Annotated in this window: 23 protein-coding genes; 16 read left to right on the top strand and 7 right to left on the bottom strand. The window is 63.4% G+C overall.

Features of this window, described 5'->3' with window-relative positions; translation table 11 throughout:
- The first annotated feature begins 45 nt into the window (after nucleotides 1-45).
- Both C2138_RS12985 and C2138_RS12980 read left to right on the top strand, forming a co-directional pair.
- Complete coding sequence (locus C2138_RS12985; RefSeq protein WP_158268809.1) at nucleotides 46-729, top strand: GntR family transcriptional regulator; 684 nt, start codon at nucleotides 46-48, stop codon at nucleotides 727-729.
- 31 nt (nucleotides 730-760) lie between these two features.
- The gene (locus tag C2138_RS12980; RefSeq protein WP_159078247.1) at nucleotides 761-1,462 is read left to right on the top strand and encodes an IclR family transcriptional regulator; all 702 of its coding nucleotides are present in this window, start codon (nucleotides 761-763) and stop codon (nucleotides 1,460-1,462) included.
- Here C2138_RS12980 and C2138_RS12975 read toward each other — a convergent pair.
- On the bottom strand, nucleotides 1,459-2,415 hold the full coding sequence (locus tag C2138_RS12975) for a fumarylacetoacetate hydrolase family protein (RefSeq protein WP_108518451.1): 957 nt from the start codon (nucleotides 2,413-2,415) through the stop codon (nucleotides 1,459-1,461). The two genes, C2138_RS12980 and C2138_RS12975, sit on opposite strands and share 4 nt — an antisense overlap.
- A gap of 3 nt (nucleotides 2,416-2,418) precedes the next feature.
- Nucleotides 2,419-2,712, bottom strand: coding sequence for a putative quinol monooxygenase (locus tag C2138_RS12970; RefSeq protein ID WP_108518449.1), 294 nt, complete (start codon nucleotides 2,710-2,712; stop codon nucleotides 2,419-2,421).
- Between the two features lie 195 nt (nucleotides 2,713-2,907).
- On the opposite strand from C2138_RS12970, the gene C2138_RS12965 reads away from it, so the two are divergent.
- Both C2138_RS12965 and C2138_RS12960 read left to right on the top strand, forming a co-directional pair.
- Complete coding sequence (locus C2138_RS12965; protein WP_108518447.1) at nucleotides 2,908-3,783, top strand: VOC family protein; 876 nt, start codon at nucleotides 2,908-2,910, stop codon at nucleotides 3,781-3,783.
- Between the two features lie 31 nt (nucleotides 3,784-3,814).
- Nucleotides 3,815-4,648 carry a fumarylacetoacetate hydrolase family protein gene (locus C2138_RS12960; protein WP_108518446.1) on the top strand — a complete coding sequence of 278 codons (834 nt, stop codon included), beginning with the start codon at nucleotides 3,815-3,817 and terminating at the stop codon, nucleotides 4,646-4,648.
- 81 nt (nucleotides 4,649-4,729) lie between these two features.
- Here C2138_RS12960 and C2138_RS12955 read toward each other — a convergent pair whose 3' ends face one another.
- From C2138_RS12955 to C2138_RS12945, 3 genes are all read right to left on the bottom strand, one after another.
- Entirely contained in the window at nucleotides 4,730-5,356 is a 627-nt protein-coding gene (locus C2138_RS12955; protein ID WP_108518444.1) for an NADPH-dependent FMN reductase, read from the bottom strand.
- A 66-nt stretch (nucleotides 5,357-5,422) separates the two neighbouring features.
- Nucleotides 5,423-5,992, bottom strand: a complete 570-nt coding sequence (locus C2138_RS12950) for a flavin reductase family protein (RefSeq protein ID WP_108519146.1) — start codon at nucleotides 5,990-5,992, stop codon at nucleotides 5,423-5,425.
- A 14-nt stretch (nucleotides 5,993-6,006) separates the two neighbouring features.
- Nucleotides 6,007-6,903 carry a virginiamycin B lyase family protein gene (locus C2138_RS12945; protein ID WP_108518442.1) on the bottom strand — a complete coding sequence of 299 codons (897 nt, stop codon included), beginning with the start codon at nucleotides 6,901-6,903 and terminating at the stop codon, nucleotides 6,007-6,009.
- A 257-nt stretch (nucleotides 6,904-7,160) separates the two neighbouring features.
- Between C2138_RS12945 and C2138_RS12940 the strand changes: the two genes are divergently transcribed.
- The 4 genes from C2138_RS12940 (at nucleotide 7,161) to C2138_RS12925 (ending at nucleotide 11,497) form a co-directional block, all read left to right on the top strand.
- Nucleotides 7,161-8,987, top strand: coding sequence for a peroxidase family protein (locus C2138_RS12940; protein WP_108518440.1), 1,827 nt, complete (start codon nucleotides 7,161-7,163; stop codon nucleotides 8,985-8,987).
- Between the two features lie 16 nt (nucleotides 8,988-9,003).
- Entirely contained in the window at nucleotides 9,004-9,582 is a 579-nt protein-coding gene (locus C2138_RS12935; RefSeq protein WP_108518438.1) for a COG4315 family predicted lipoprotein, read from the top strand.
- 20 nt (nucleotides 9,583-9,602) lie between these two features.
- The gene (locus C2138_RS12930) at nucleotides 9,603-10,511 is read left to right on the top strand and encodes a DUF5050 domain-containing protein (protein WP_108997653.1); all 909 of its coding nucleotides are present in this window, start codon (nucleotides 9,603-9,605) and stop codon (nucleotides 10,509-10,511) included.
- Between the two features lie 179 nt (nucleotides 10,512-10,690).
- Entirely contained in the window at nucleotides 10,691-11,497 is an 807-nt protein-coding gene (locus C2138_RS12925; protein ID WP_159078246.1) for a DUF5050 domain-containing protein, read from the top strand.
- Between the two features lie 27 nt (nucleotides 11,498-11,524).
- Here C2138_RS12925 and C2138_RS12920 read toward each other — a convergent pair whose 3' ends face one another.
- A complete protein-coding gene (locus C2138_RS12920) occupies nucleotides 11,525-12,385 on the bottom strand; it encodes an NAD(P)H-binding protein (RefSeq protein ID WP_108518432.1) in 861 nt (286 codons plus the stop codon).
- Nucleotides 12,386-12,498: 113 nt separating this feature from the next.
- Between C2138_RS12920 and C2138_RS12915 the strand changes: the two genes are divergently transcribed.
- The gene (locus C2138_RS12915) at nucleotides 12,499-13,650 is read left to right on the top strand and encodes an acyl-CoA dehydrogenase family protein (RefSeq protein ID WP_159078245.1); all 1,152 of its coding nucleotides are present in this window, start codon (nucleotides 12,499-12,501) and stop codon (nucleotides 13,648-13,650) included.
- A 65-nt stretch (nucleotides 13,651-13,715) separates the two neighbouring features.
- Here C2138_RS12915 and C2138_RS12910 read toward each other — a convergent pair whose 3' ends face one another.
- Nucleotides 13,716-14,573: an ester cyclase gene (locus C2138_RS12910; RefSeq protein WP_199286544.1), complete on the bottom strand. Its 858-nt coding sequence runs from the start codon at nucleotides 14,571-14,573 to the stop codon at nucleotides 13,716-13,718.
- Between the two features lie 217 nt (nucleotides 14,574-14,790).
- Between C2138_RS12910 and C2138_RS12905 the strand changes: the two genes are divergently transcribed.
- From C2138_RS12905 to C2138_RS12875, 7 genes are all read left to right on the top strand, one after another.
- Nucleotides 14,791-16,398: an ABC transporter substrate-binding protein gene (locus tag C2138_RS12905; protein WP_108518429.1), complete on the top strand. Its 1,608-nt coding sequence runs from the start codon at nucleotides 14,791-14,793 to the stop codon at nucleotides 16,396-16,398.
- Entirely contained in the window at nucleotides 16,383-16,928 is a 546-nt protein-coding gene (locus C2138_RS12900; protein WP_108518427.1) for a nuclear transport factor 2 family protein, read from the top strand. The genes C2138_RS12905 and C2138_RS12900 overlap by 16 nt, the downstream gene beginning before the upstream one ends.
- 66 nt (nucleotides 16,929-16,994) lie before the next feature.
- Complete coding sequence (locus C2138_RS12895; protein WP_108518425.1) at nucleotides 16,995-18,281, top strand: acyl-CoA dehydrogenase family protein; 1,287 nt, start codon at nucleotides 16,995-16,997, stop codon at nucleotides 18,279-18,281.
- A 25-nt stretch (nucleotides 18,282-18,306) separates the two neighbouring features.
- On the top strand, nucleotides 18,307-19,482 hold the full coding sequence (locus C2138_RS12890) for an acyl-CoA dehydrogenase family protein (protein ID WP_158268806.1): 1,176 nt from the start codon (nucleotides 18,307-18,309) through the stop codon (nucleotides 19,480-19,482).
- Between the two features lie 13 nt (nucleotides 19,483-19,495).
- Nucleotides 19,496-20,155 (top strand): nuclear transport factor 2 family protein, encoded by a 660-nt coding sequence (locus C2138_RS12885; protein WP_108518423.1) that lies wholly within the window; start codon nucleotides 19,496-19,498, stop codon nucleotides 20,153-20,155.
- Nucleotides 20,152-21,093, top strand: a complete 942-nt coding sequence (locus tag C2138_RS12880) for an ABC transporter permease (RefSeq protein ID WP_108518421.1) — start codon at nucleotides 20,152-20,154, stop codon at nucleotides 21,091-21,093. The genes C2138_RS12885 and C2138_RS12880 overlap by 4 nt, the downstream gene beginning before the upstream one ends.
- Nucleotides 21,090-23,018 (top strand): dipeptide/oligopeptide/nickel ABC transporter permease/ATP-binding protein, encoded by a 1,929-nt coding sequence (locus C2138_RS12875; RefSeq protein WP_108518419.1) that lies wholly within the window; start codon nucleotides 21,090-21,092, stop codon nucleotides 23,016-23,018. The genes C2138_RS12880 and C2138_RS12875 overlap by 4 nt, the downstream gene beginning before the upstream one ends.
- The last annotated feature ends 1 nt before the right edge of the window (nucleotide 23,019 follow it).

The raw sequence follows: 23,019 nt of genomic DNA, 5'->3' as shown, positions 1-23,019 counted from the left end.
CGAATAACGGAAGTGTCGCGGATGATGGCCGCTAGGGTTGGCCGCATGACATGGGAAAGTCGCCAGGGAGCGGATGTGGGAGACGTGGTGGAATCCGTTCGGGCGGATATCGTGCGCGGGCGTTTGGGCACAGGGCGAGAGGTGGTCGTAGCCGATCTGTCCGAGGCGTTGAACGTGTCGATGAGCGTGGCGCAGCAAGCTCTGCTTCGCCTCGTTGACCAGCACCTCGTTGTGGCGTCTGACACCGGCTCGTTCCACGTGGTCTCGACCTCGCTTCGCGATCTGCGCGAGCTCACCGCGATCCGCCAGCTGCTTGAGGGTGAGGCGGTTCGTCTCTCCGCAGTGAACGGCTCCGCCGAGTGGGTGCGCACCGTGCAGGCTGCCTTCGATGCTTTGGCGGTGGCGGGCGTCGACGTGGAGCAGCCGACACTGTCGGACGAGTGGCGTGAAGCGCACACGCGATTTCACGAAGTTCTCTGTGCTGAAGCGGGTAACGACCGCCTCCTTGTCACGGTCGGGTCACTCCGAGACGAGGCCGAGATTTATCGGGAGCTGTCGGTCAAAGCGATGACCGAAAGCCGACGAGAGACGGTGGATCGTGAACACCGTGAACTCCTCGAGCACGTGCTCGCCGGTCGCCCCGACGCCGCTGCCGCCACCCTTCGAGCCCATCTTGACGGCACAATGCGCAGCGTCGAAGGCAGCGAAACAGAGACAGGGTCGCGGTGAAGTCTCTGAAGCCTCGCGGCGGGAGTCTGCCGTGTCGGTGATCGGTCGCACCGTTCAGGTGCTTGACGTTCTCGCGGAGGCACCGTTTCCGGTCACCCTGACCGAAATAGCCAACACGACGGAGTTGCCGCTGACCACAGTGCACCGGCTGTGCAGCGAGTTGCTCGCGGAAGGTTTTATCGAGCGGGCGGGAGCCGCGGGTCTGCGCATTGGCCCGACCCTGTGGGAGTTTGGCCGGCGATACGAGAGAGCCGAAAAGTTTCGCACCGCCGCCGCCCGATATCTGCAGGACCTGCACGCGGTCACGAGGGGCACGGTGGAATTGACGCAGCTCGTCGGTGGGCGGCTCGTGGTTGTGGACCGCCTTGTTGGGTCGGAGTCGCCGCGAGCAGAGTGGACCGGCCGCGTCGAACGGCTCTCTCTCGTCTCGTCCGCAGCGGGAATCTCTGTGCTCGCGGAGTCAACGCCGGCAATCGTCGAGGAGTGTGGTGCGGTGCTCGACGAACGTGCGCGACTAGATCTTCACGGTGCCCTGAGAGAGGCGAGGGAGACGGGTGCCGCGATGATGCCCGACGGCGAAGGGCGGCTTCTTCTCGCCGCGTGCATCCGAGGGCGAGAGGGAATTAAAGGAGCAGTATCGCTGGTGGCTCGGGATGCGCAGACGGCCAGGTCACATATTCCGTCTGTTCTGGTCACGGCCCGGCGAATCGCCGCGTCACTGGAGAGTAGCTAAGCCCCTGGCGCCGGACTCAGGGGGCGGGCCGCCGGCACGCGGTGTCCCGGACTTCGGATGGGTCCGATCTGGTTCGAGATCGTGCCGAGCCCTTCGACCGTCATCGTCACAACGTCTCCCACGGCGAGGGGTGGCGGCGACTGCTCGCCACGCCTGCCCCACCATTCGGCGAGCGCCCCGCCGCCGCAGGTGCCCGTCGCGAGAACATCGCCGGCACCGACCCACGCGTCGCGGGATGAATGCACGAGCAGCTCCGCAAAACTCCACCCCATTTCGGCCAGCGATGCCTCGCCAATGAGTTCGTCGTTGACCCTCACCTCCATGCGAAGGTCAAATCGGTCACCGACCCTCCACTGTTCGAGCTCATCCGGGGTGGTGATCCAGGGGCCCAGGGTGTTCGCGAAGTCTTTGCCCTTGCTGGGGCCGAGGTTGACCTGCATTTCGCGGCGCTGGATGTCGCGGGCGGACCAGTCGTTAAAGATCGCGTATCCGACAATGAGAGATTCTGCGTCGTCTGGGTCGACATCGCGCACCGTGCGCCCCACGATCGCCGCGACCTCCAGCTCGAAGTCCATGGCCAGGGTGTGGGGCGGCATTGGCACCTCTCCAAACGGAGCGGTGAGCGAGTGCGGGTTCATAAAGAGGAATGCGGGCGCCTCGTACCAGGCGTCGGGGATTCCGGCCGCGCCGCCGCCCACTGACGAGTGGACGCCCTGGACGTGGCGTTCGAAGGTGACGAAGTCACGCATGGCGGGAGGGTCGAGCGGTGCGATGAGCGACGCTCGATCGAGCGGTATCGCCGTTTCTGCGCCTGCGCGAATCGCGAGACGTTCCGTCGGCGAGGCCGTCAATACGCTGAGCACCTCGGTGCCGGGAGGCAGGGGAAGCAGCAACTCGCCCTCGACGAGGGCGACGCGCACCGAATCTGCCTCCTGATAGCGAGCGACGCGCATCGGTTAAGCGTTCAGCGTCTCGTAGAACTCACGCTCGCGGGAGGCAAGCGCGGGGATCGCCTGTCCGAGGGCCCACTTCTCGAAGTGCTCTGTTTGGCCGTGCGCCTTGAAGGCGTCCTCGTCGGTGTACACCTCAAAGATGCGAAAAACGCTGGGGTCGGACGGATCCTGATAGGGCTGGTAGTAGAGGTTCCCCGGCTCCATTCGGCTGGCCGGTGCCAGGTTCTCGATGGCGTCGAGCACGGTCTGCTCTTCGCCGGCTTTGGCTGTCCAGGTCGCACTGCAGATGAATGCCATGTGTAGTCCACTTCGCTAGGTCGATCTATGCCGATCACATCGGACTTCATCCAACTCTGACGGGTCGTGAAGCGCGCCAGTGCTTCCGAATATCGGAAGCACTCGGCCCGCGGTCGCGAATCTTCGGGTTAATAGGCGCAAGGACCCGTGCGGGCGCAGCCGCGCCAAGCCACGACCTATTGAGAGGACTCAGGAATGGCGATTGGTTCGATCTCGGAGATTGGTTATGTCTCCCTCGCTACGCGCGACCTGCGGGCGTCAATGGAGAATGCGGAGAAGATCCTCGGGCTGACGCCGCTTGAGACCACAAAGGATAAGGCGTACTTCAGCTCAGGAACGGGCACTCGGGACCTTATCTACACGGCCTCCGAGACCGACGGAGCTGACCACTTCGGTCTTATTGCTCCGAACCGCGACGAGATCGATGCGATTAGGGCGAAGGTCGATCGGCGGGGCTACCGCGTGCTCGCTGAGCAGCCGATCGAAGATTTCATTGAGGCGGGCTTCGCCTTCATCGGCCCAGAAGGCTTCACCTTTCACGTTCACCTTGGGCCCAGCCGCTACGATCATCGCTCTGGCGGCATCGGTCCCGACAGGCTGGGCCACATCACCGTGCGCGCGATCGACACCGTCGCCTTCGCGCGGTTCCTCGTTGATGTTTTCGACTTTCGCGTCTCCGACCGCATCGGTGTAGACCAGGGATTCTTTCTTCGCTGCAACCCCGATCACCACGGAATCGCCCTCGTCAAGAGCGACTGGACTGGTCTTCACCACCACGCGTGGGAGACGCAGTCGATTGCCGACCTGGGAAAGCTGGGCGACCGGCTCGCAAACTCCGGTTCCCGTCTGATCTGGGGGCCCGTTCGACACGGTGCCGGGCACAACATCGCGTGCTACTACCAGGAGCCGAACGGCTCGGTCATCGAGCTCTACACCGATCTCGAGCGCATCTACGACAAGGAGCGCGACGAAACCGTCTGGGACGCCGATGACCTCAACTGGCTCAACCGGTGGGACGGCAATATGCCCGTGCTCATGACCACTGCGGGCTGCGGCCTGCTTTCGCGCTGACTTAGCGCCTTCCACAGAAAAGGAGAGCGACATGCGTATTGCAAACATTGACTCCCGCGCGATGCTGAAGACAACAGACGGCTGGCTCGATATCGCCGAGGCCAGCTCCGGCCGATTTTCGGCTGACATCCACGACGTGTATGACCAGTGGGACGACTTCACCGCATGGGCGGCGGGCGCATCAGGGGGGTCGCCCGTGCCTGAGGCGAGCGTGTGGGGGCCCCCGGTTCCGCGCCCCCGTCAGGTTTTCGCCATCGGCCTCAACTATCAGTCGCACGTCGACGAGAGCCCCGTTGGGGTTTCGCCGGTGCCCGCGGTCTTTACCAAGTACCCCTACAGCATCACGGGGCCGTATTCCGAGGTCGACCTGCCGGAGGGAGGCAACACCGACTGGGAGGCCGAGGTCGTTGTGGTCATCGGCCGATCCGCGCTCAACGTCTCGGCGGCGAACGCCTGGGACTACGTCGCTGGCCTGACGATCGGGCAGGACCTGTCGGAGCGCATCCTGCAGCTGGGTGCTCACCCCCCGCAGTTCAGCCTGGGCAAATCATTCAAGGGATTCAGCCCGATCGGACCAGAGGTCGTCACCATCGACGAGCTATCCAACCCCGACGACCTGAGCTTCGGATGCCGGATCGATGGAGAGGTGATGCAGGACGGGCGCACGGGCAAGCTCATTTTCTCCGTGCCCGCTCTCATCGAGCACCTCTCAGGCGTGGTGGAGCTCTACCCCGGCGACATCATCTTTACCGGCACCCCCGGTGGGGTGGGCAACGCTCGGAACCCCAAGCGGTTCCTCAAGGCGGGAGAGCTCCTGACCACGTGGGTTGAGGGGGTCGGTGAGATGCGAACCACGTTCCGCTAAAACGGAGTGCGAATAAACGCGGCACAAAAAGGAGGGGCCCGGCAGCAGCCGGGCCCCTCCTGTGTTTGTGAGTTGAGAAGACTACGCCGCGGGAACCGGAGGGCGGGGCGGAGCTCCTGGCGGCATTTCGAGCCGGAGCAGCGGAACCTGCTGACGAAGCGGCTCCAGTGCGTTGGTCCAGCGGAGGATCTCGTCCAGGTGCCACGGCAGGGTTTCTGCCACGATCGGCGACGGCGCGAACTCACCGTCATGAATAGTTGACCCGACGAAGGGGATCGATGGCCCGTCGGATAGCGGCATCATCTTCACGGTTGTGACGATCTGCTTGAGCACCTGAACGCCGCGGAGTCCTGCAGAGATTCCTCCGTAGCTCACGAAGCCAACGGGCTTGTAAGCCCACTCCCAGAAGAGGTACGAGATTGCGTTGAGCAGACTCGCGGGCGGGCCGTAGTTATATTCAGGAGTCACGAACAGAAAGGCATCTGCGCTGTCGACCGTTGCGCTCCACGCCTTCGTGTGGTCGTGTTCATAGCGGCCCATTCGCGGGTGGCCGGGTTCGTCCAGGAACGGCAGTGCAAGGTCCGCGAGATCGGCGACCTCGACGTCGAAACCTCCATGAGCGCGGGCGCCCTCAGCTGCCCAGTTGCCGATCGGTAGACCGACGCGCCCGGGTCGGGTGCTCGCGATCACGATGAGTAGTTTTGGCATGTTTTCCTTTCAAAGAATGTGGCCGTTAGCCTGCCCCCCGGTGCGGGGGCGGGTGGTGCGTTGCGCTTAGTCCGTCAGCACAGAATGGTCACCCAGTCGGTGCCATGTGCGGTTGTGATAGACCAGCGGATCTTGTTCGGCGTCGGGAGAAAGACGCGCCTCGAGCGCGTGAACTGCGACGACGGTCGATCCCCCCGCGAGCATGCGGTCTACGATTCGTCCCCGAATCCAGGAGTTAGTCGAGAGCAGATAGGGCTCACCCGTGGCAAGCCGACTCCAGCTGTTACCGTCGGCGAAGCGATCCACACCGCTGGTGGCGAAAAGCCGCGCGGCAGATAGCTCTTCGGCGGTGAGGAGATGCACGACGACCGTCTCCGCTTGAGCGATTGTCGGGGCGCTTGAGGATGCCGAGGATAGTGAGAAGACAAGGAGCGGTGGCTCTGCGCTAATGGAGAAGACCGACGTGGCGGTTAAGCCCACGGGGCCGTCACCGCAGTCGGCGGTGATGACAGCGACTCCGGCCGGATGGTTTCGAAACGCGAGTTTGAAGTCATCGGCCGAGAGGCCTCCGTTGAGGTGTGAAGAGCCGGTGCCAACGGTGTGATCGGCGGAGCTCGGTGCGGTGGCGAGTTTCATGGATGCGGCAGCCATCAGTTGTGGAGAATCACCAGTGCACCGGGACCATCGCCGCCGGTGATGAAGTCTGCTTTAGCATCCGAGCCGTCGAGGTTCGCTCGTCCGACGGTGCCATCGCTGCTTGTCCAGTAGAGGTGTGAGTCAGTGAGAGCAACACCAGGGGGAGTGTTGGCGCCGGTGATCAGGCTCGGCTCCTGGTCGGTGCCGTCGAGGTTCGCCCGTCCCACCGTGCCGTCGTTGCGGCTGGTCCAGTAGATGTGCGAGTCGTTGACGGCGAGCCCTGCCGGCGCGTTGATGTCCGTCATGAACTCCTGGTTCACCTCGGTACCGTCAATATTCGCGCGTCCGATTGTGTTGTTGCCGTTGTTCGTCCAGTACACGTAGTCACCGTCTACGGCCATTGCATTCGGAAAGTTATTGCCGGTGATGAACGTGTCATTGATGTCGGTGCCGTCGAGCGCAGCGCGGCCGATCGAGTTGTGGCTCGCGTTGGTCCAGTAGAGGTACGTGTCATCGACGGCGAGTCCGGCGGGTGAGCTCAGGTCCGTCATGAATTCCTGGTCGACCTCGGTGCCGTCGAGCTTCGCCCGCCCGATGGTGTTGCGGTCACCGTTGCTCCAGAAGAGGTATTCGCCCGAGATGGCTACGCCGATCGGAAAGCTGGCGCCCGTGATGAATTCCTGGTCGACGTCCGTTCCGTCGAGGTTGGCGATGCCGATCGTGTTGACCGCCTCGTCGCGGTTTGGGACCCCCACCTCGGTGCCACTGTTCGTCCAGTAGATGCGCTCGGTCGACGGGGAACTGGCCGCGTCGGGGCTGCACGCCGCCAGCGTCACGGTAATTCCCACGGCGAGTATTGCTGCGAGGGCGCGCTTGCCCCTGCGGCCTGGTTGGATCCGGGATACCGTCATCTCGCTTCTCCGTCTCAGTGATCGCCCGAAGGCGGGGGCACTACCCTGTGCCACCCCGTACAGTACCGTACGGTACACCGCTTTCAAAGCGGCCCGTTGTTGAATCGAAAGTGACGCGCCCTGTCGGTGCAGACCGCGCTATTGGCGGCAAGGATACGATACGGTACTGTCTTGCACGAGGCCAGCGCTGGCCCAGCCCGCGGTCCCGGGGTGTTGTTGCCAGCCACAGCGGCGCAACGAGATCGAGGAGGATCCGAATGGTCGGCGAGAAGCAGCATGACGACGGCGTAGAACCAGACAGCACCCCAAAGGCGGCTGAGGGCAAGTCGCGGCGCCAGTTCCTCAAGGTAATGGGGATTGGAGTTGCCGCAGGCGGTGCTGGTATCGCCGCGTTGGCTGTTGCGAACAACGGGGTCCCAGGGCTGTCAGCGGCACCGTCACCGACGCCCGCGCAGAACCTTGCCATCAGTGCAGCGAAGGGCGTCCCCGAAAGCGCTCGCAAGTTCGGCATTATGCTGCCGAGTCTTCGTGGAGAGCCGTTCGCGCATCCCGACGACACCGTTCGCAAGGCGCTTCTCGAGGTGGGCGCGCAGGGCGGCATCATGGATGCCAAGGACGACCTTTCTGCAGGAGCGGAGCGGCTGCTGCTCGACCCAACGGTCAACGGCAGCCCAACGCCGTCGAACCCGCGGGGACGCAGCCCGTTCAACCCCACACAGACCCACGGTTCAACGTTCTTCGGGCAGCTCATCGACCACGACATCACCTTTGACGCAACCTCTGTTCTTGGGGCGCCGGCCAATCCGCTGCTCACGAATAACGCGGTGACGCCAGCTCTCGACCTCGACACGGTTTTCGGAGATGGGCCCAGCGGCTCCCCCATGCTCTACGGCGCTGGAGAGGGCAAGCACGCTGCGGCCAGGATGAAGATCGGCAGCGGCGGCACCTACGAGATGTTCCCGTTTACCGCCAACGCGGATGGCACGTCGACCCTGCACAAGGCAGACGGCCGCAATTCTCAGACCCTCATGCTCGAGGGCCTCACCGTGGCCTACATGCAGGCATACAACCGAGTGCTCGACGATCTAGACGATTTCGATCTCCGGGCGTTCCCCACGGCTCGCCAAGCAGACCTGTCGAACACCCAGGAGCGCTACCTTGTGGCTCGTGAGGTCGTGCTGTGGCACTACCACTGGCTCATCGTCAACGAACACCTTCCGCAGGTGGTGGGCAGCGCTCTCGTTCGCGACGTGCTGAGAAAGGGCAACCGCTTCTATAAGCCGCCGCGCGGAAACGCCTACATGCCCATCGAGTTCAGCTCCGGCTCCTACCGCTTCGGCCACAGCCAGACCGACCCGTCATACCGCGCGAATTTCTCAAGCGGCACCGGGGCGAGCAGCGACCCCAACAAGGCGCCCTTTTACGGCTTGACCTTCGATGCGTCGATCCCGATGACTCGGTTCCACGATGCGAGCAGCTTCGACCGACCCGACATGCTCGGCGGGTATGCCGCGCCCCGACGCTATTTGGGCTGGCAGTCCTACTTCGACTTCGGCGACGGGCAGGTGCTCCACAACCGAAAGATCAACCCCAAGATCACCACCACTCTCTACACGCTGCCGAGTGCTGCGATCCCCGGAGGTGCCGAGGTCGAGAAGGCCGCGCTCCCTCAGCGCAACCTGTTGCGCGTGCTCACCTGGGCGCTGCCGTCGGGGCAGTCCGTAGCGCGCGAACTCGGTGTCGACCCCCTCAGCGAGGCGGATCTCCAGGAGATCGGTAGCGTCTACGCACCGTTTGCCACCGCCACACCCATGTGGTACTACGAGCTCGCCGAAGCCGACATCGTCAATGACGGCCTCTCACTCGGGCCAGTCGGCGGGCGAATCGTGGCCGAAACCTTGCTGGGTTTGATGCGGGATGACGCCCGCAGCTATCTCAATCAGGAACCAGATTTTGAACCCTTCCTCGGAACCGATCTGAAGTTCGGACCCGACCGCCAGAGCCAGATCGCCGGCAGTCGGGACTACAGCCACGCCAACTTCCTTTACTACGCCGGGGTCGTCGAGCCCGGTGTCTACCGCTGACAGGAGAAAACGGAAAATGACGATTCACAAGATTCTGACTACCGCACTGCTCACCACGGCAGTGCTGCTGGGTGCCACCGCCTGCTCTGCGGGAGAAGGCGCGACAGATTCCTCCGCAAAGCCGAGCGCAAAGCCGTCATCCTCGGCCGCTCCCGCTCCCGCTCCCGCTCCCGGACCGGGCCAGGTGCCGCCGGGTGGGGCGCCGGCAGAGTTGCTGACGACAGCGCTCGAGGCGGCAACGGTCACTCTCGCTGACGGGCGAGGGGTGACAGCGCTGGTCGATGATCGCGGATTTTCTGTGTACCTCCTCACCGACGACAGCGTGGCGGATCCTCAGTGCAACGTGCCCGAGTGCCTCGGCTTCTGGTCTCCCGTAACGGGCGACCTTGCGGCGCTCGCGGTCGGGGAGGGCATTTCGGGCGAGTTCGCCGTGTGGAGCCACGACGGCTTCGAGCAGCTCACGATCAACGGTTTTCCGCTGTATAGCTTCGGAGGCGACAACTCCGCTGGTGCAGCGGGGGGTCACGGCCTGAACAGCAACTTTGGTGAGGGCAAGTGGTCGATCGTAGCCCCAGACGGAACGGCCGTTCAGTGATCGGTCGCAGTAAATCGACGATGACTCGCCCCGTGACGCGCGTGGTCGCGGGAATGGCATCCGTTCTGTTGGCCATCTCTCTGGCGGCCTGTAGCGCTGGAGCACCACAGGAGGGGGAGGGGGCCGAGCATGTCGCGACCCACCTCTACTGGGGCAACAACGGCATCCACAAGAGCGACCCGCTTATGGCCACCGACCACACAATCGGAGTCTCGACCCTCGACGGGGCCACCGTCAACCAGAGTCTGGTTTCAGGCATCACGTTTCCCAGCGGCATCGCCGCACGAGGCGAGTATGTCTATTGGACCGACATCGAAGAGGGCTCCATCGGTCGGGCGAAGCTCGACGGCACCGAGGTGGAGAAGAAATTCGTCACAGACGGAGTGAGGCTCCCCAACGGCATCACGGTCGACGATGACTACATCTACTGGTCGAACAACGGCACGAACTCGATCGGGCGGGTCAAGATCGACGGCAGTGAGCCCAACGGATTCTTCATTGACGGCATCCAGGTGCCTAACGGCCTGGCCGTCGACGGCGAATATTTGTACTGGAGCAACTGGGTCAATCAGATCGGGCGGGTGAAGCTCGACGGCACAGAGGTCGACGAGAACTTCATCGCCGATATCGGAGCTCAGAGCGAAACCATCCTCTCGCCCGTGCCGATCGGGTTGGCGGTGGACGGCGATTACATCTACTGGTCGAACATGCAGGACAACGCGATTGGGCGGGCCAACTTGGACGGCAGCGAAGGCAACAAGAAGTTCATAGAGGGAGCAGACTTTCCGGCTGGCCTCGCCGTCGACGGCACCTATATCTACTGGGCAAACAACAGCGACACCATCGGGCGGGCGAAGTTGGATGGTTCCGGCGCGGATCAGAACTTCATCACCGGCGCTAATGCCCCTGCCGGACTAGCGGTGTGGTGAGGATTATGAGAAGCGCAACATCTCCCTCTCGCATTTCTCGAGGCTGGCGACGCTCCGTTGGCCTGGGCGTTTCTGCTCTAGTGGTGGTGATCCTGGCGGGCTGTGGCTCGGGAGAAATTCCCCGTGCAAGTGAAGAGCCAGCGCCCGTCTCCAGCCCTCAGCAAGAACAGGCACCTCATGTGGCGACCCACATCTACTGGGCCAACAACGGCATCCTCAAGAACGAGGCGCTTAAGGCGACAGCCCACACGATCGGCGTGGCGAGCCTCGATGGGTCTGAGGTCAACCAGAGCCTCGTCTCTGAGATCGGATTCCCGAGCGGTGTCGCGGTGCGGGGTGACTACGTCTACTGGACGAACATCCTCAAAAATCAGATCGGACGGGCCACGCTCGACGGCTCCGAAGTTGACCACGAGTTCATCTCGGAGGGCGTCTACTTTGCCGTGGGAATCGCGGTGAGCGACGAATACGTCTACTGGGCTAACAACGGAACGCTGTCAATCGGGCGGGCCAAGCTTGACGGCACTGAGGTTGACCAGAAGTTCATTTCGTTTGACGTGGGAGTGCGGATGCCCAACGCCGTAACCGTCGACAACGAATACATCTACTGGACCAATGTCGCCAACACCATCGGCCGGGCCAAGCTCGACGGCACAGACGTGAACGAGAACTTTCTCATCAACACGGGCGTGCAGAGCGGGTTCGTTCTCTCGCCGCTGCCGGTGGGGCTCGCAGTGGATGGCGACTACATCTACTGGTCGAATATGCAGGAGAACGCGATTGGCCGCGTCAATAAAGACGGAACCAACGCGAACTACCGCTTCATCGGCGGAGCCGACTTTCCAGCCGGTCTCGCCGTCGACGGCAGCTACATCTATTGGGGCAACAACAACGGCACCATCGGGCGCGCGACCCTCGACGGCGCAGACGTGAACCAGAGTTTCATCACGGGTGCGAATGGGCCGGGCGGCCTCGCGGTGTGGTGACTCGCCCACGGCCCTGAGGGCCGACCGTCAGTGATGACGGGCGTGCTCGAGGACGGCTCGCAGCGGGGTGGCAGGGTTGCCGGTCAGTCGTTCGACCGAGTCGCTCTGCACAGCGAATACTCCGCTGCGGGTCGCCGTAGCAACACTGCTCACAATATCGAGGGCCACAAAAAGGGGCAGGCCGCTCTTCGCCGAAAGCTCCTGCGATGCCGTGGCGTCGTCGACATGGCGAACCGCGATCGGCTGCTGGCCCACTTCTGTGAAGATCTGCGCCCGCCGTGTTGCATCGATGAGCTCGGGCCCCGTGACGTCGTAGGTGCGCCCCTCGTGCCCCGTGCCCGTGAGCACTGCCGCGGCAACCGCGGCGCAGTCGTCGCGCGAGACAAATGCTGTCTCGCCCGCCTCCGTACTCGTCGCGATTTCGCCGGCCTCTAGCGCCTCACGCAGGGCGTCAATTTCATTGTCTGCATAGGGAAAGTTCTTCAGGACGCACCATTGCAGTCCGCTTTCCCGAAGCTGTTGCTCGGTGGCCGCGTGCTCGAGCGAAAGCGGGTCGTCTGTTCCAAAGGAGGGAAACGAGGTGTATGCGATGAACTTAACGCCGGCGCTGACCGCCGCCTCGATAGCTGCGCGGTGCTGCGGTTCGCGCTGACCGAGCGCATCCGTCGAGATGAGCAGCATGCGATCGGCGCCGGCGAAGGCGTGTGCGAGCCCCTCTGGCTTGGTGAAATCGGCTTCGACTACGCGGGCCCCTCGCGCTGCATAGTCGGCCAACGTCTGCGGCGAGCGGGTGGCGAGGATGAGATCCGCAGCGTCTACCTGGCGGAGCAGATGGTCTATCGTCGCCCGACCGAGTTTGCCCGACGCACCCGTGATCAACAGCTTCATATTTCTCCTTATGCCGACGCCTAACGGTACGATACCGTTTAGTTCAACTTATCCTCTCATGAAGCGGCGACGATGCCGTTTGGAAAGGGATCGCGATGATAGACGCGCCCAGTATGACCACGAGTGCAGCGACCGTGCTCGCCGCGGTGAACGGACTTGCGGATGAACTCCGTGACCGCATCGCGGAATTCGAGGGCGCCAAGCGCGTGCCCGCGGATATCCACGACCGATTGCGCGAGGCCGGATTTTACCGCCTGCTGCTGCCGGCGAGCCATGGCGGGCTCGAAGCTACCTCGGACGAGGTGCTCGACGTCATCGAGGCTCTCGCGCGAATCGACGGGTCGCTGGCCTGGGCCACCACCATCGGCATCCAAAGCCCTGCCGTTTTCTCTTGGCTCTCCCGGTCGACGTTTGACCAACTGCATTCCGAGAACCCAGACGTCACGATCGGAGGGGCGTTCGGCCCCCAGGGGCGAGCAACCGTCGTTGACGGTGGTTACCTCGTCGACGGTCGGTGGGGCTTTGCCAGCGGATGCGACAACTGGGATTTTCTGTTCGCAAACTGCATTGTCGTCAAAGACGGCGAACCGGTGATCGGTGCTGGCGGTCGTCCGTCGATGCGGGCGATGGTGCTGCCGAAGGACGCGGCCGAGATCATCGACACCTGGAAAACGCTCGGAATGAGGGGCACGGGCAGCCAGGATTTCGCGCTCGCTGGCGTATTTGTCGCCGACGAGTTCACCTTCGATCTCGGCGGAGCGGTGCCGAGCGTTGCCGGCATCACCCGATACCCGCTCATCGAGTTCGGCTATGAGCTCGCAACAATCGCAATCGGGGTTGCCCAGGGCGCGCTGGACGATGTTGCAGCCTCAGCGTCGGCAAGGACGAGGGCGCTTGCCCGCACAAGCATCGCCGACGACCCCGTGGCTCAGCATCGGATCGGCCGCGTGGCGACAACCCTGCGCGCGGCTCGGGCGCTCATCCGCGAGGATGCTGCCGCCCTGCGCGAAGTCGATGACGAGACCGACTTTATGCAGCTCATGACAAGCTCCGCGGCCAGCTGCGCGTGGGTTGTCGATGCCTGCATCGACGTTGTCGAGACGTGTTTTCGCACGAATGGTGCTCGCGGCATATTCGACGATGCTCCGTTGCAGCGCCGACTCCGCGACATCCTGACGCTCGCGCAACACGCGACCCTTAACGACAGCGCATGGACGCGCCATGGATCTGGTCTGCTGGGCTCGAACGAGCCCCCGGCACAATAGCGGAGCGCAGTGAGGCGCCTCCCTGCAGTGTGCGGGGAGGCGCCTGTTAACGAGTGCCCGGTTGTCTAGGGGTGAGTCGGTCGAGCGTGCTTGTCGATGCCGCTCCAGTGTTCCGCGAGTTTTCCGTCTCGGACGCGGTAGGCGTCGTAGGCAAAGTAGTTCCAGCTGCCCGTCGGCTCATCATGCAGCGGTTGAGGCAACTGGGCCGCGATGACGACGATGTCGCCTTCGGCATGCAGTACGGCAGGCGCAGGAGGGCTGCCGGGGGCTGCTCCCTCGGGGAGCTCGGGAGCCTGCGCCGCAAGTTCCGAGACGTAGGCCTCTAGCCCAGCGAGGCCCTGAGGCATGTGAGAGGAGTGCTGAAGGTAATCCTGGGCCACGAAATCCTTCACGCGGTCGGGACTGAGGGTGCCAAATACTTGATCGTAGAAATCGCTGACAAGCTGCTTGTTCTTTTCGAGATCTGTCTCGCCGACAAGCCGAGGCTGCGTTGGGTGCTTGCCGAAAGCGGCCTGGGGCAGAAACTGGGGGCGGGCGTAACGATGCTCGTTCGACCAGCGCTCGGCGATCTTGCCGTTCTCGACCCGGTACGTGTTGAACCCGAAGTAGTCGTAGTGCTGCCCGGGAACGTCGGGATCGGCCATGGGCATGTAAAAGGCGATCGTGACGAGGTCGCCTTCGGCGATGACGAACGCCGGCGGGATCATTTTCACGTCCTCCGGCGCGAGGGGGCCAGCTCCGGCAAAGTCCCGCAGGAGGATCTCTTCGAATGACGTGATCCCCACGAGATCATCGGCGCCGTGCAGGGCGAAGTTCTCGGCAATGAATCGCGGCAGCGGACGGATATCGAACGACGCGACGACGTCGTGGAAGTAATCGAGAACCAGGCGCTTGTTTGATTCGAGGTAGTCGGGGTTGGCCATCATGCGCTCCTCTAGTAAGTGTACGATTGCGTACGCTACCTCATTGAGAGGAGCGATGGCCATTCTTCCCCGTAAATACGGGGAAGTTGCGCGAGGCCACTACGTTCTCAACGACATTCGTTGACAGAACAGTCCGGTGTAGTACACACTTGCGGTGACTGACCCGCGACGGCTACCGCCGCGCAGAAATCGCATCCGTCAAACCCTGGAGTAGACAATGAAGTCACTGCAACACGCACGCCAAAGCGGGCCAAGCCGCCGCGGCATCCGATGGACCACAGCCGTTCTTGCCAGCGCGTCGTTGATGCTCGCAGGCTGCGCCGCTGACACGGGGCCGTCTGAGTCCAGCACAGACGGGGCACTGATCGTCGGTGTCACGCAGGATGTCGGCAAGTTCGACCCGATCTACTCCAACCTGCCCACGTACAACCAGTTCGCCTATGCGACCCCGGTTTACCAGACCGCGGGTGGGGAGTACGGACCATACCTGGCGTCGTCATGGGAGTTCGCCCCAGACAACACATCGATCGCGCTCACGCTGCGCTCCGATGCCAAGTTCAGCGATGGCACCGAGGTCGATGCCGATGCTGTGGCGAACTCAATGGTGCGCTTTCTCACGACGATGTCGCCGAAGTTGCAGCAGTACGGCACGCAGATCGCAGGGGTGACGGCTACCGCCGATGACACCGTCGAGATTGCGTTCAAAAACCCCGTGCCGCAGTCGTACGCACTCAGTCTGCTCAACCAGGACAGCGCATTCGCGATGATCACGGCCCCGGCCGCCACCGCAGACCCCGAGTCGATCGAGGCGACAACCAACGGCGCGGGCCCGTACCAGCTTGACCCGGAGAAGTCGACCAGCGGCACCGAGTACACCTACGTGCCAAACCCGCACTACTTCGCACCGGAGACGCTCACTTACGACACCGTCGTAATCAAGCCGTTCTCTGACCCCTCGGCCCTGGGTAGCGCACTCACGAGCGGACAGGTCACCTATGCGGTCTCCCTCCTAGCGCCACTTGCGGGCCAGGCAGAGTCAGCAGGCATGCAGATGTCAAAGGGTGCCCTCGGAATCGGTGAATCCGGAACCGCGATGCTCGTCTTCGGCGATCGCACGGAGGGGCCCCTTGCAGACGTCCGCGTTCGCCAGGCAATTGCGCACGCCATCCCGAGAGACGATCTCAACTCGTCGCTCTACGCCGGATTCGCGACGCCCACGAGCTCGGCGACACCCGTCGGCCTTCCCGGGCACACGGGAGAAGACCCCTACGCGTATGACCTCGACCGGGCCAAGCAGTTGCTGAGCGAGGCTGGCTTCCCCAACGGATTCGACCTCGTCGTGACATCCCCGTCGGCAATGGACCCGGGCAACCTTCTCGGCCAAGCAGTGCAGGGAGCACTGCAGGCCTTGGGAATCAACGTGACGCTTGAGCGAAACGATGACCCCTTCACCGCCCTCATGGGCAAGATCCTTACGGACGGAGGGTTCCCCGCCTACATCTACAACGCCGGTGGCGCGAACGTCTTTGGACACGTCACAGGCAGCATGTCGGGGGTCGGCCCCATCAACCCCAACGGCGAGCCCCTGCCGATGAGCGTCACCGACGCCCTCACCGCGGCAGTCACGGCACCGGCCGACGAGCAGGACGAGCTTCTCGTGAAGGTCACCGAAGCGATTGATGAGATCCAGTGGTCCGTGACACTGATATCGGTTCCCCGTCTGACCGCGGTTCAGCCCGGAGTGAAGAGCGTGCCGGCGTCGTACCTGACGCCGGAGCCCAACCCCATCTCCCCCAACAAGGGAGAATCGTGGAGCGGAAACTGAGCGAGGAACGGGCCGCTGCAACGCCGGCGGCCCTGCCCCCCTACACATTCGCAGGGCCCTTGGCGACGATCGCCGACCCAGGCTTCTTTCGCAGCTGGGTCGACGACGAGCAGTTCATAGAAGAGCTGATCAAAGCCGACGACCCCGAGGTTCGCGAAGTCAAGCGCATCGCTGTCGAGTTTCAGCGGCAGATGGCCATGGTTGTCGCTACGGGCGACATCGCGGGCAATATCGATGCTCTCCTCGAACGATTCATCGACGAAGGCTACAAGCAGCACGACGCCCACCTCACCGACGGCCGCGAGCCGCTGGCGAGATTCTTCAAGGGGGCAGCTGCGGCCGGCATCGACCTCTGGCCGCCCATGCCCGTCTGTGTTGTCGTCGAGGGCGACATTGCGGCGCTTCTGCTCGAAGCAAGCAACCCAGATGGCTCCCGCCGCAACATCCCCACGATGTTTCGAGTGGGAGGCGGGCGGATGACCGAGCACTGGAGCGCAGCTTCACCGCCCCCCGGCGCCATCCAAGACTGAACCCGCGCCACCGACCGGCGCGAGGTCGAGAGATCTCACCGCACCTCAAGCAAGAAGGACAAGAACGTGACTGAAGCAGTCAAGGTTGAGCAGTTGTCGGCTCGCGACACGCTGACGCCGAGCTCGATGCTCACCGACACCGGGCGCCGTATGCGCGACGAGGTGCTCGAGTTTGTGCCAGAAATGCAGAAGCTCGGCCCCGCAGCAGAACAGGGGCGCGGGCTCGCCGACGAAGTGAACCGTCAGCTCAAGCAGATCGGTGTGTGGGATCTCGGCACACCGATCGAATATGGCGGAACAGCATCCGGTGCCCGCGACCTCGTTGAGGTGCTTGAGGCCGTCGGCCGCGGTGACGGCTCGGCCGGTTGGCTCGCGCAGGCTGCCGCGACGAACCACAACCTAGTTTCGGCCTACTCAGACGAAGCTGTGGCAGAAGTCTTCGCGTCGTCCGCCGACGTTCCCGGGCCGCGTCTCGTCGGGGCCTCCGTGTTTGCCCGTCAGGTCGGCTCCGCTCACGCCGTTTCGGGCGGGTGGAAGGTCAAAGGCAAGTGGGGCTTTGCGACCGGATGCCGAACAGCGACGTGGGCGATGGTTGGTGCCGACTATGTGAAACCCGACGGCACGCCCAGCCGCGGCCTTGCCCTGTTGCCGACCTCGACGTGTCGCATCATCGAGGACTGGAACGTCACCGGCATGTCGGCCACGGCAAGCAACTCGATTGTCGCTGACGATGATGTGTTCATCCCCACAGATCGGTTCTTCGACCTGCACGAGATGCCCGACCGCATGAACGGACTGCACGAAAGGTTTGCCGGCCTCGCGTTCGGCTGGCCGAGCGAAGCCCGCATCGTTGCGATCACTCTTAACCTTGCCTCAGTCGCGCTGGGCCTCGCGGAGGGGGCGCTGGAGTCGTTCCTCAGCTCGGCGCCCAAGCGCACACCGTTCAACCTTCCGTACGCAACCATTGCAGACTCACCGGGCACCCAGATCGTTGTCGGGCGCTCGCAGGCTGCCATCGATGCAGCCCGCTCCGTTGTGCAGAGCATCGCGGATGGCATCGACAGGAACAGCCTCGAGGGCCTCGACTTCACAGCGACCGAGGCATCGCGCACGCATATGGACCTCATCTTTGCGATTCGTCTGTGCCGCGACGCGATCGCCGACCTCGAAGAGGCGCTCGGTTCGTCTGTCGCGTTGCTGAGCAACCCGATCCAGAGAGCCCATCGAGACCTGCGGGTGCTCGCGTCACACGGTGCTATCCGCTTCGATCCGCTCGCAGAACTCACCGGCAAGGATGCTCTCGGTCGCAACCTTGATCCGACGTTCTCCGGTGGTCTGCCGAGCATCCCGTAGCTTCGTCCGATACAGAGGATTTGTTGTGATTGATACTGCAGTCGATGAGGCCACACTTGTGTCTCGAGCCGTGGCGCTCGTGCCGCTTCTGCGCGAACATGCTGACGAGGCCGAGCGCATCGGCAGGCTTCCCGACGTAGAGATCGAGGCTTTTCGCGATGCGGGGTTCTTTACGGCCATGCGGCCGAAAGAAACAGGCGGCTCGGCGATTGGTTTCAGCGCCTTCATCGACATTGTGCGCGCTCTCTCGCGGGGCGACGCATCGGCTGGGTGGGTTGCCGCATTTCTCATGTCCCACGAATGGCTGCTTTCTCGGCTCAACGCCTCTGCTCAGGCTGAGGTATTCGCCGACGGTCCCGCGCTCGCCGCGGCCGTTGCAGCGCCCCCGGGTACCGCGGTGCCCGTCGACGGCGGCTACCGAGTCACGGGTAGATGGCGCTTCGCATCAGCGGTGCTGCATTCGAAGTGGATAGTCGTCGCTGCGGCGGGCGCCGAAGGCCCTCTCGCTGTGATCTCGAAAGTGGCGGATGGCGAGGTTCTCGACACCTGGCACGTTCCGGGTATGAAAGCGACCGGTTCCACCGACTTCGTACTAGACGATGTGTTCATACCGCAGCATCGGGTGACCGACTTCATCAAGTATTCGTCGCGGGAGAATGACGGGGCTGCCCTCTACCCCTCCTATGCGGCCCTGCAATATCCGATGTATCGCGTGCTGTCCCTCATTCACGGCGCCGTCGCCGTTGGCACTGCTGAGGGAGCGCTTGAGCTCTTCCCTCAGCTGATGGCGAAGCGCATCCGACCGGCCAGCGGGGTTCCGTACCTTGAGGAGCCTGAGGCGCACGCAGCCTATGGCCGCGCAGCACAGGAGGCCCTGGTTGCCGGACTCCTGCTCGATGACGCGGTAAGCCGCACCGAGCGGCTCTACGCTCCCGGCACGGCAGAGCCCTCCATGGACGAGCGAGCGAAGCTGAACCTGGATGTTGCGGCAAGCGGTGTTGAGGCATTCAAGGCTGTTGACACGCTCATTCAGGCGGCGGGGGCGAGCGTTCTTCGCGACGGCGCCGACTACGACAGAATTGCGCGAAACACGCTCGTCATGCGCAACCACACGACCCTCGACTGGCGGCACGCTCAAGTGCTCGCGGGTCGGGTTCTTCTCGGTCAGGGCCTCGGGGCTCACGCCGAGGCGATGTACTGAGAAGGAGCTGTTTGTGGACGAAGATCTCCGCCTGCGCATCGAACGGCTCGAAGCCGCCCAGGCCATACAGAACGTGATGAGCACCTACGAGTACCTCCACTCGGCCTACCGCAACGCTGACATTGTGGAGCTCTTCGCAGACGTCGACGACGTGCTCATCGAAATGCCCGCGGGAATCTGGCGTGGGCGGGATGCTGCCCACCGCTGCTTCGGCGTGACTTTCGAGAAGGAACTCACCAGGCCCGACCGCCGAGGTGAGCTCGTCGAACACACGCTCACGACGCCGATTATCGAGGTCGCGGGCGACGCGAAGACGGCTAAGGCCGTGTGGAACTCCCCCGGCCACGAGGTGCATCGCTTCTTCTGGGTGGAGGGCAACCCTCGCATCGAGTTCTGGTACTGGTGCACCTACTCGGTCGACTTCCTTCGCACGAGCGAAGGGTGGAAGATCTGGCATCTTCACGTCTATCAGACGTGGGCGAGTGAAGTCGGCAAGAGCGTCGTCGACAGCCCTGTTCCGCCGGAGCCACCCATCCCCAACGGGCCGGGCCGCCCCGACGAACCCATCTCGTTCGAGACGAAGTACAGTGTGGAGCGAGCACCGCAGCTCGTGCCGGTGCCGCCGAAGCCCTATGCCACCTGGGTTGGGGATGACGAGGTGCCAATTCCGTGATCCGTTTGCTCCTGTGGCGCCTTGCGCTTGCGGTGCCGCTGCTCGTAATCGTCTCGCTTCTCACCTTTCTTCTCATTGCGGTCGCGCCGGGGGATCCCGCCGCGACGGTTCTCGGTAACTCGATCACTGACGAGCGGCTTGCCGAAGTCCGGGCCCAGCTCGGCCTCGACCAGCCACTGCTTGTGCAGTACTGGAACTGGGTATCTTCGGCATTTCAGGGCGATCTCGGCAAGTCGTTGCTCACCTCACAACCCGTGATGGCCACGATTGGCCAGCGCATCGGGGTCACGATGAGCCTCGTTGTCTTCGCCCTGATCGTCTCCACCGTCGGAGGTCTCCTGATCGGTATGGTGGGGGCGCTGCGAGGCGGCTGGGTTAGTCGCGTGCTCGAGTGGGTGGCAGTGGTTGCTTCGGCTGTTCCCCCGTTCTGGCTCGGATTCCTTCTCGTTACGTGGTTCGCGATCCAAGCACCGCTGTTTCCGGCCACCGGCTACATCACTCCAGCACACTCGATTCAGGGATGGCTGCACTCGCTCGTTCTCCCCGTCGCTACGCTCGTTGCCGCCCCCATGATGGGCATCGCGAAGCAGACGAAGGATTCCATGCAGGAATCGCTTGCTAAGGATTTCGTGGCGGCCCTTCGCGCTGACGGCATGTCCGAGAGGCGGATTATCTGGAGGCATGTGCTGCGCAATGCGGCAATCCCTATCGTCACGCTCGTCGGAGTGTTTTTCATCGCAATGCTCGGCGGCACGGTCTTCGCCGAGACGGTATTTTCTCTCCCCGGGCTCGGCAGCCTTGTCGTGAGTTCGGCGCAGACCGGTGACTTTCCCGTCATCCAGGGCGTGGTCGTCGTGCTCTGCCTCGGGGTCGTCATCGTCAACTTTCTCGTAGAGATCGCATATGGCTGGCTCAACCCGAAAGCGCGGACAACATGATGACGACCCGATCGCTTGCCCTCCCGCGACCGAAGCCCGTTCGTGGGCCGTTTTCGCGGCTCATGCGCCGACCGCTGGCCGTCGCGGCCGCGTCAGTGCTTTTCGTCATCATCGGCGCATGCCTCATGGCGCCGTTCTTGCCGATTCCAGGACCGAACGAGATCAATCTTGTGCGGTCTCTCGCCGGCCCGAGCCCTGAGCACCTGCTCGGCACAGACCAGCTGGGCCGCGATCTGCTGAGCCGGCTGCTCTTCGGGGGCATCCCCTCCTTTGGGTACGCCGGAATCGTTCTCTTTGTGTCTCTCGCTCTCGGCATCCCGCTCGGCATTTGTGCCGGGTACTTGGGGGGTTGGTGGGATCGCGCCATCGCAACGATCGCCGACATCGGCCTTGCAATGCCCGTTCTCATCATGACGATCGTGATCCTGAGCGTCTTCGACGGCCTGTTCTGGGTGGCGATGGCGCTGTTGGGTGTGCTCATGTGCCCTCCCGTCATCCGCAACGTTCGTGGTGCCGTCATTGCTGTCCGACATGAGAACTTCGTGGATGCGGCACGCGTAGCGGGGCTTTCGCCCGTGCGGATTATGGCAACCCATATCCTCGCCCGCATCGTCGGCCCCTTGCTCGTGCAGGCGACTCTCATAGCCGCGTTGGGCATCTCCTTCACTGTGGGCCTCGCATTCCTCGGATTCGGACCGCAGCCTCCAGACCCCACGTGGGGTGGCATGATTCAAGACGCAGTGCTCGTGCTCTCTCGCTCGCAGTGGCCGATGTTTGTCGCCGGGGTTGTGCTCGCGATCTCCGTGTTGGCGCTCACCGTGCTCGGTGACACCGTGCGTGAGGCGACGGTCGATCCGTGGACCGGGGTGTCTCGGCGTCGCAGAAAGACGGAACCATCTCTGCCGGTTGAGCCGGGATCGGCCCTCGTCGCCGTGCGTGACCTGAAAGTCGAGTATTCGGCGGGTGGTCGTGACGTGCTGGTCGTCGACGGCGTGAGCTTCGACATCGGCCCGGGTGAAGCGGTCGGGCTCGTCGGCGAATCCGGCTGCGGCAAGTCGACTGTGGCCCGCGCGATCGCGCGCATCCTGCCGGCCGCAGGCAGAACAGTTGGTGGCGGCGTTCGTTTTCGCGATCAGGCCGTTCTGGACCTTGAGGGCAAGCCTCTGCAGTCGTATCGGGGCGGATCTGTCGCCTACGTCTTTCAGGACCCGATGGGCACACTGGAGCCGTCGATGCGTGTCGGTGATCTGCTCGCCCACATCGTGCGACTCAACCATCGGGTCAGCCGCGCCGAAGCGAAGGCCCGGGCTCTTGAGCTGCTCCGCAGGGTGCAGATCGCAGACGCCGAGGTGGTCGGCCGGCGCTACCCGCACGAACTCTCGGGCGGCCTCGCCCAGCGAGTCGCCATTGCTCGTGCTATCGCGGGCGAGCCGGCTTTGCTCATCGCCGATGAACCGACGACAGCGCTCGATGCTTCCATCAGGCTGGGCATTCTCGACCTGCTCCGTTCTCTGCAGCGCGAGACGGGGATGGCGCTGCTGATTGTGAGCCACGACTGGGATGTTGTCGACTATCTGTGCGATCGCGCGATCGTTATGTATGCGGGTCAGATCACAGAATCGGGTCGGCTTGAAGATCTCCTCGTGAATAGCGCCCATCCCTACACTCACGCGCTGCTCGAATGCAGGCCGAAGGCAGACTCTGATCGGTCGAAGCCGCTGCCATCGATTGCGGGCCAGGTTGCCGCCCCGGGCTCCCACCGCGCTGCGTGCCGATTTTCTGATCGGTGCCCTATTGCGAAGCCCGTGTGCACCCAATCTCACATTCCGCTGGTGCAGGTCGGGGTCGACCAGCAGAGTCGCTGTCTTTTCGCCGAAGAGTTGTATGTCGCGCCGGTCAGCGTCGTGCTGACGGAGAGGATCTGAG

Source organism: Salinibacterium hongtaonis (assembly GCF_003065485.1).
GTDB classification, from domain to species: domain Bacteria; phylum Actinomycetota; class Actinomycetes; order Actinomycetales; family Microbacteriaceae; genus Homoserinimonas; species Homoserinimonas hongtaonis.
Note: the sequence above shows the minus strand (reverse complement) of the source record. Positions and strands in the feature narration are given on the sequence as shown.

Excerpts from the sequence above, each read along its gene's own strand:
- C2138_RS12975 (WP_108518451.1), bottom strand. The coding sequence starts at position 2,415 with ATGCGCGTCGCTCGCTATCAGGAGGCAGATTCGGTGCGCGTCGCCCTC.
- C2138_RS12905 (WP_108518429.1), top strand. The coding sequence starts at position 14,791 with ATGAAGTCACTGCAACACGCACGCCAAAGCGGGCCAAGCCGCCGCGGC.
- C2138_RS12950 (WP_108519146.1), bottom strand. The coding sequence starts at position 5,992 with ATGAAACTCGCCACCGCACCGAGCTCCGCCGATCACACCGTTGGCACC.
- C2138_RS12945 (WP_108518442.1), bottom strand. The coding sequence starts at position 6,903 with ATGACGGTATCCCGGATCCAACCAGGCCGCAGGGGCAAGCGCGCCCTC.
- C2138_RS12940 (WP_108518440.1), top strand. The coding sequence starts at position 7,161 with ATGGTCGGCGAGAAGCAGCATGACGACGGCGTAGAACCAGACAGCACC.
- C2138_RS12875 (WP_108518419.1), top strand. The coding sequence starts at position 21,090 with ATGATGACGACCCGATCGCTTGCCCTCCCGCGACCGAAGCCCGTTCGT.
- C2138_RS12985 (WP_158268809.1), top strand. The coding sequence starts at position 46 with ATGACATGGGAAAGTCGCCAGGGAGCGGATGTGGGAGACGTGGTGGAA.
- C2138_RS12930 (WP_108997653.1), top strand. The coding sequence starts at position 9,603 with ATGACTCGCCCCGTGACGCGCGTGGTCGCGGGAATGGCATCCGTTCTG.
- C2138_RS12970 (WP_108518449.1), bottom strand. The coding sequence starts at position 2,712 with ATGGCATTCATCTGCAGTGCGACCTGGACAGCCAAAGCCGGCGAAGAG.
- C2138_RS12955 (WP_108518444.1), bottom strand. The coding sequence starts at position 5,356 with ATGCCAAAACTACTCATCGTGATCGCGAGCACCCGACCCGGGCGCGTC.
- C2138_RS12960 (WP_108518446.1), top strand. The coding sequence starts at position 3,815 with ATGCGTATTGCAAACATTGACTCCCGCGCGATGCTGAAGACAACAGAC.
- C2138_RS12910 (WP_199286544.1), bottom strand. The coding sequence starts at position 14,573 with ATGGCCAACCCCGACTACCTCGAATCAAACAAGCGCCTGGTTCTCGAT.
- C2138_RS12920 (WP_108518432.1), bottom strand. The coding sequence starts at position 12,385 with ATGAAGCTGTTGATCACGGGTGCGTCGGGCAAACTCGGTCGGGCGACG.
- C2138_RS12965 (WP_108518447.1), top strand. The coding sequence starts at position 2,908 with ATGGCGATTGGTTCGATCTCGGAGATTGGTTATGTCTCCCTCGCTACG.
- C2138_RS12915 (WP_159078245.1), top strand. The coding sequence starts at position 12,499 with ATGACCACGAGTGCAGCGACCGTGCTCGCCGCGGTGAACGGACTTGCG.
- C2138_RS12935 (WP_108518438.1), top strand. The coding sequence starts at position 9,004 with ATGACGATTCACAAGATTCTGACTACCGCACTGCTCACCACGGCAGTG.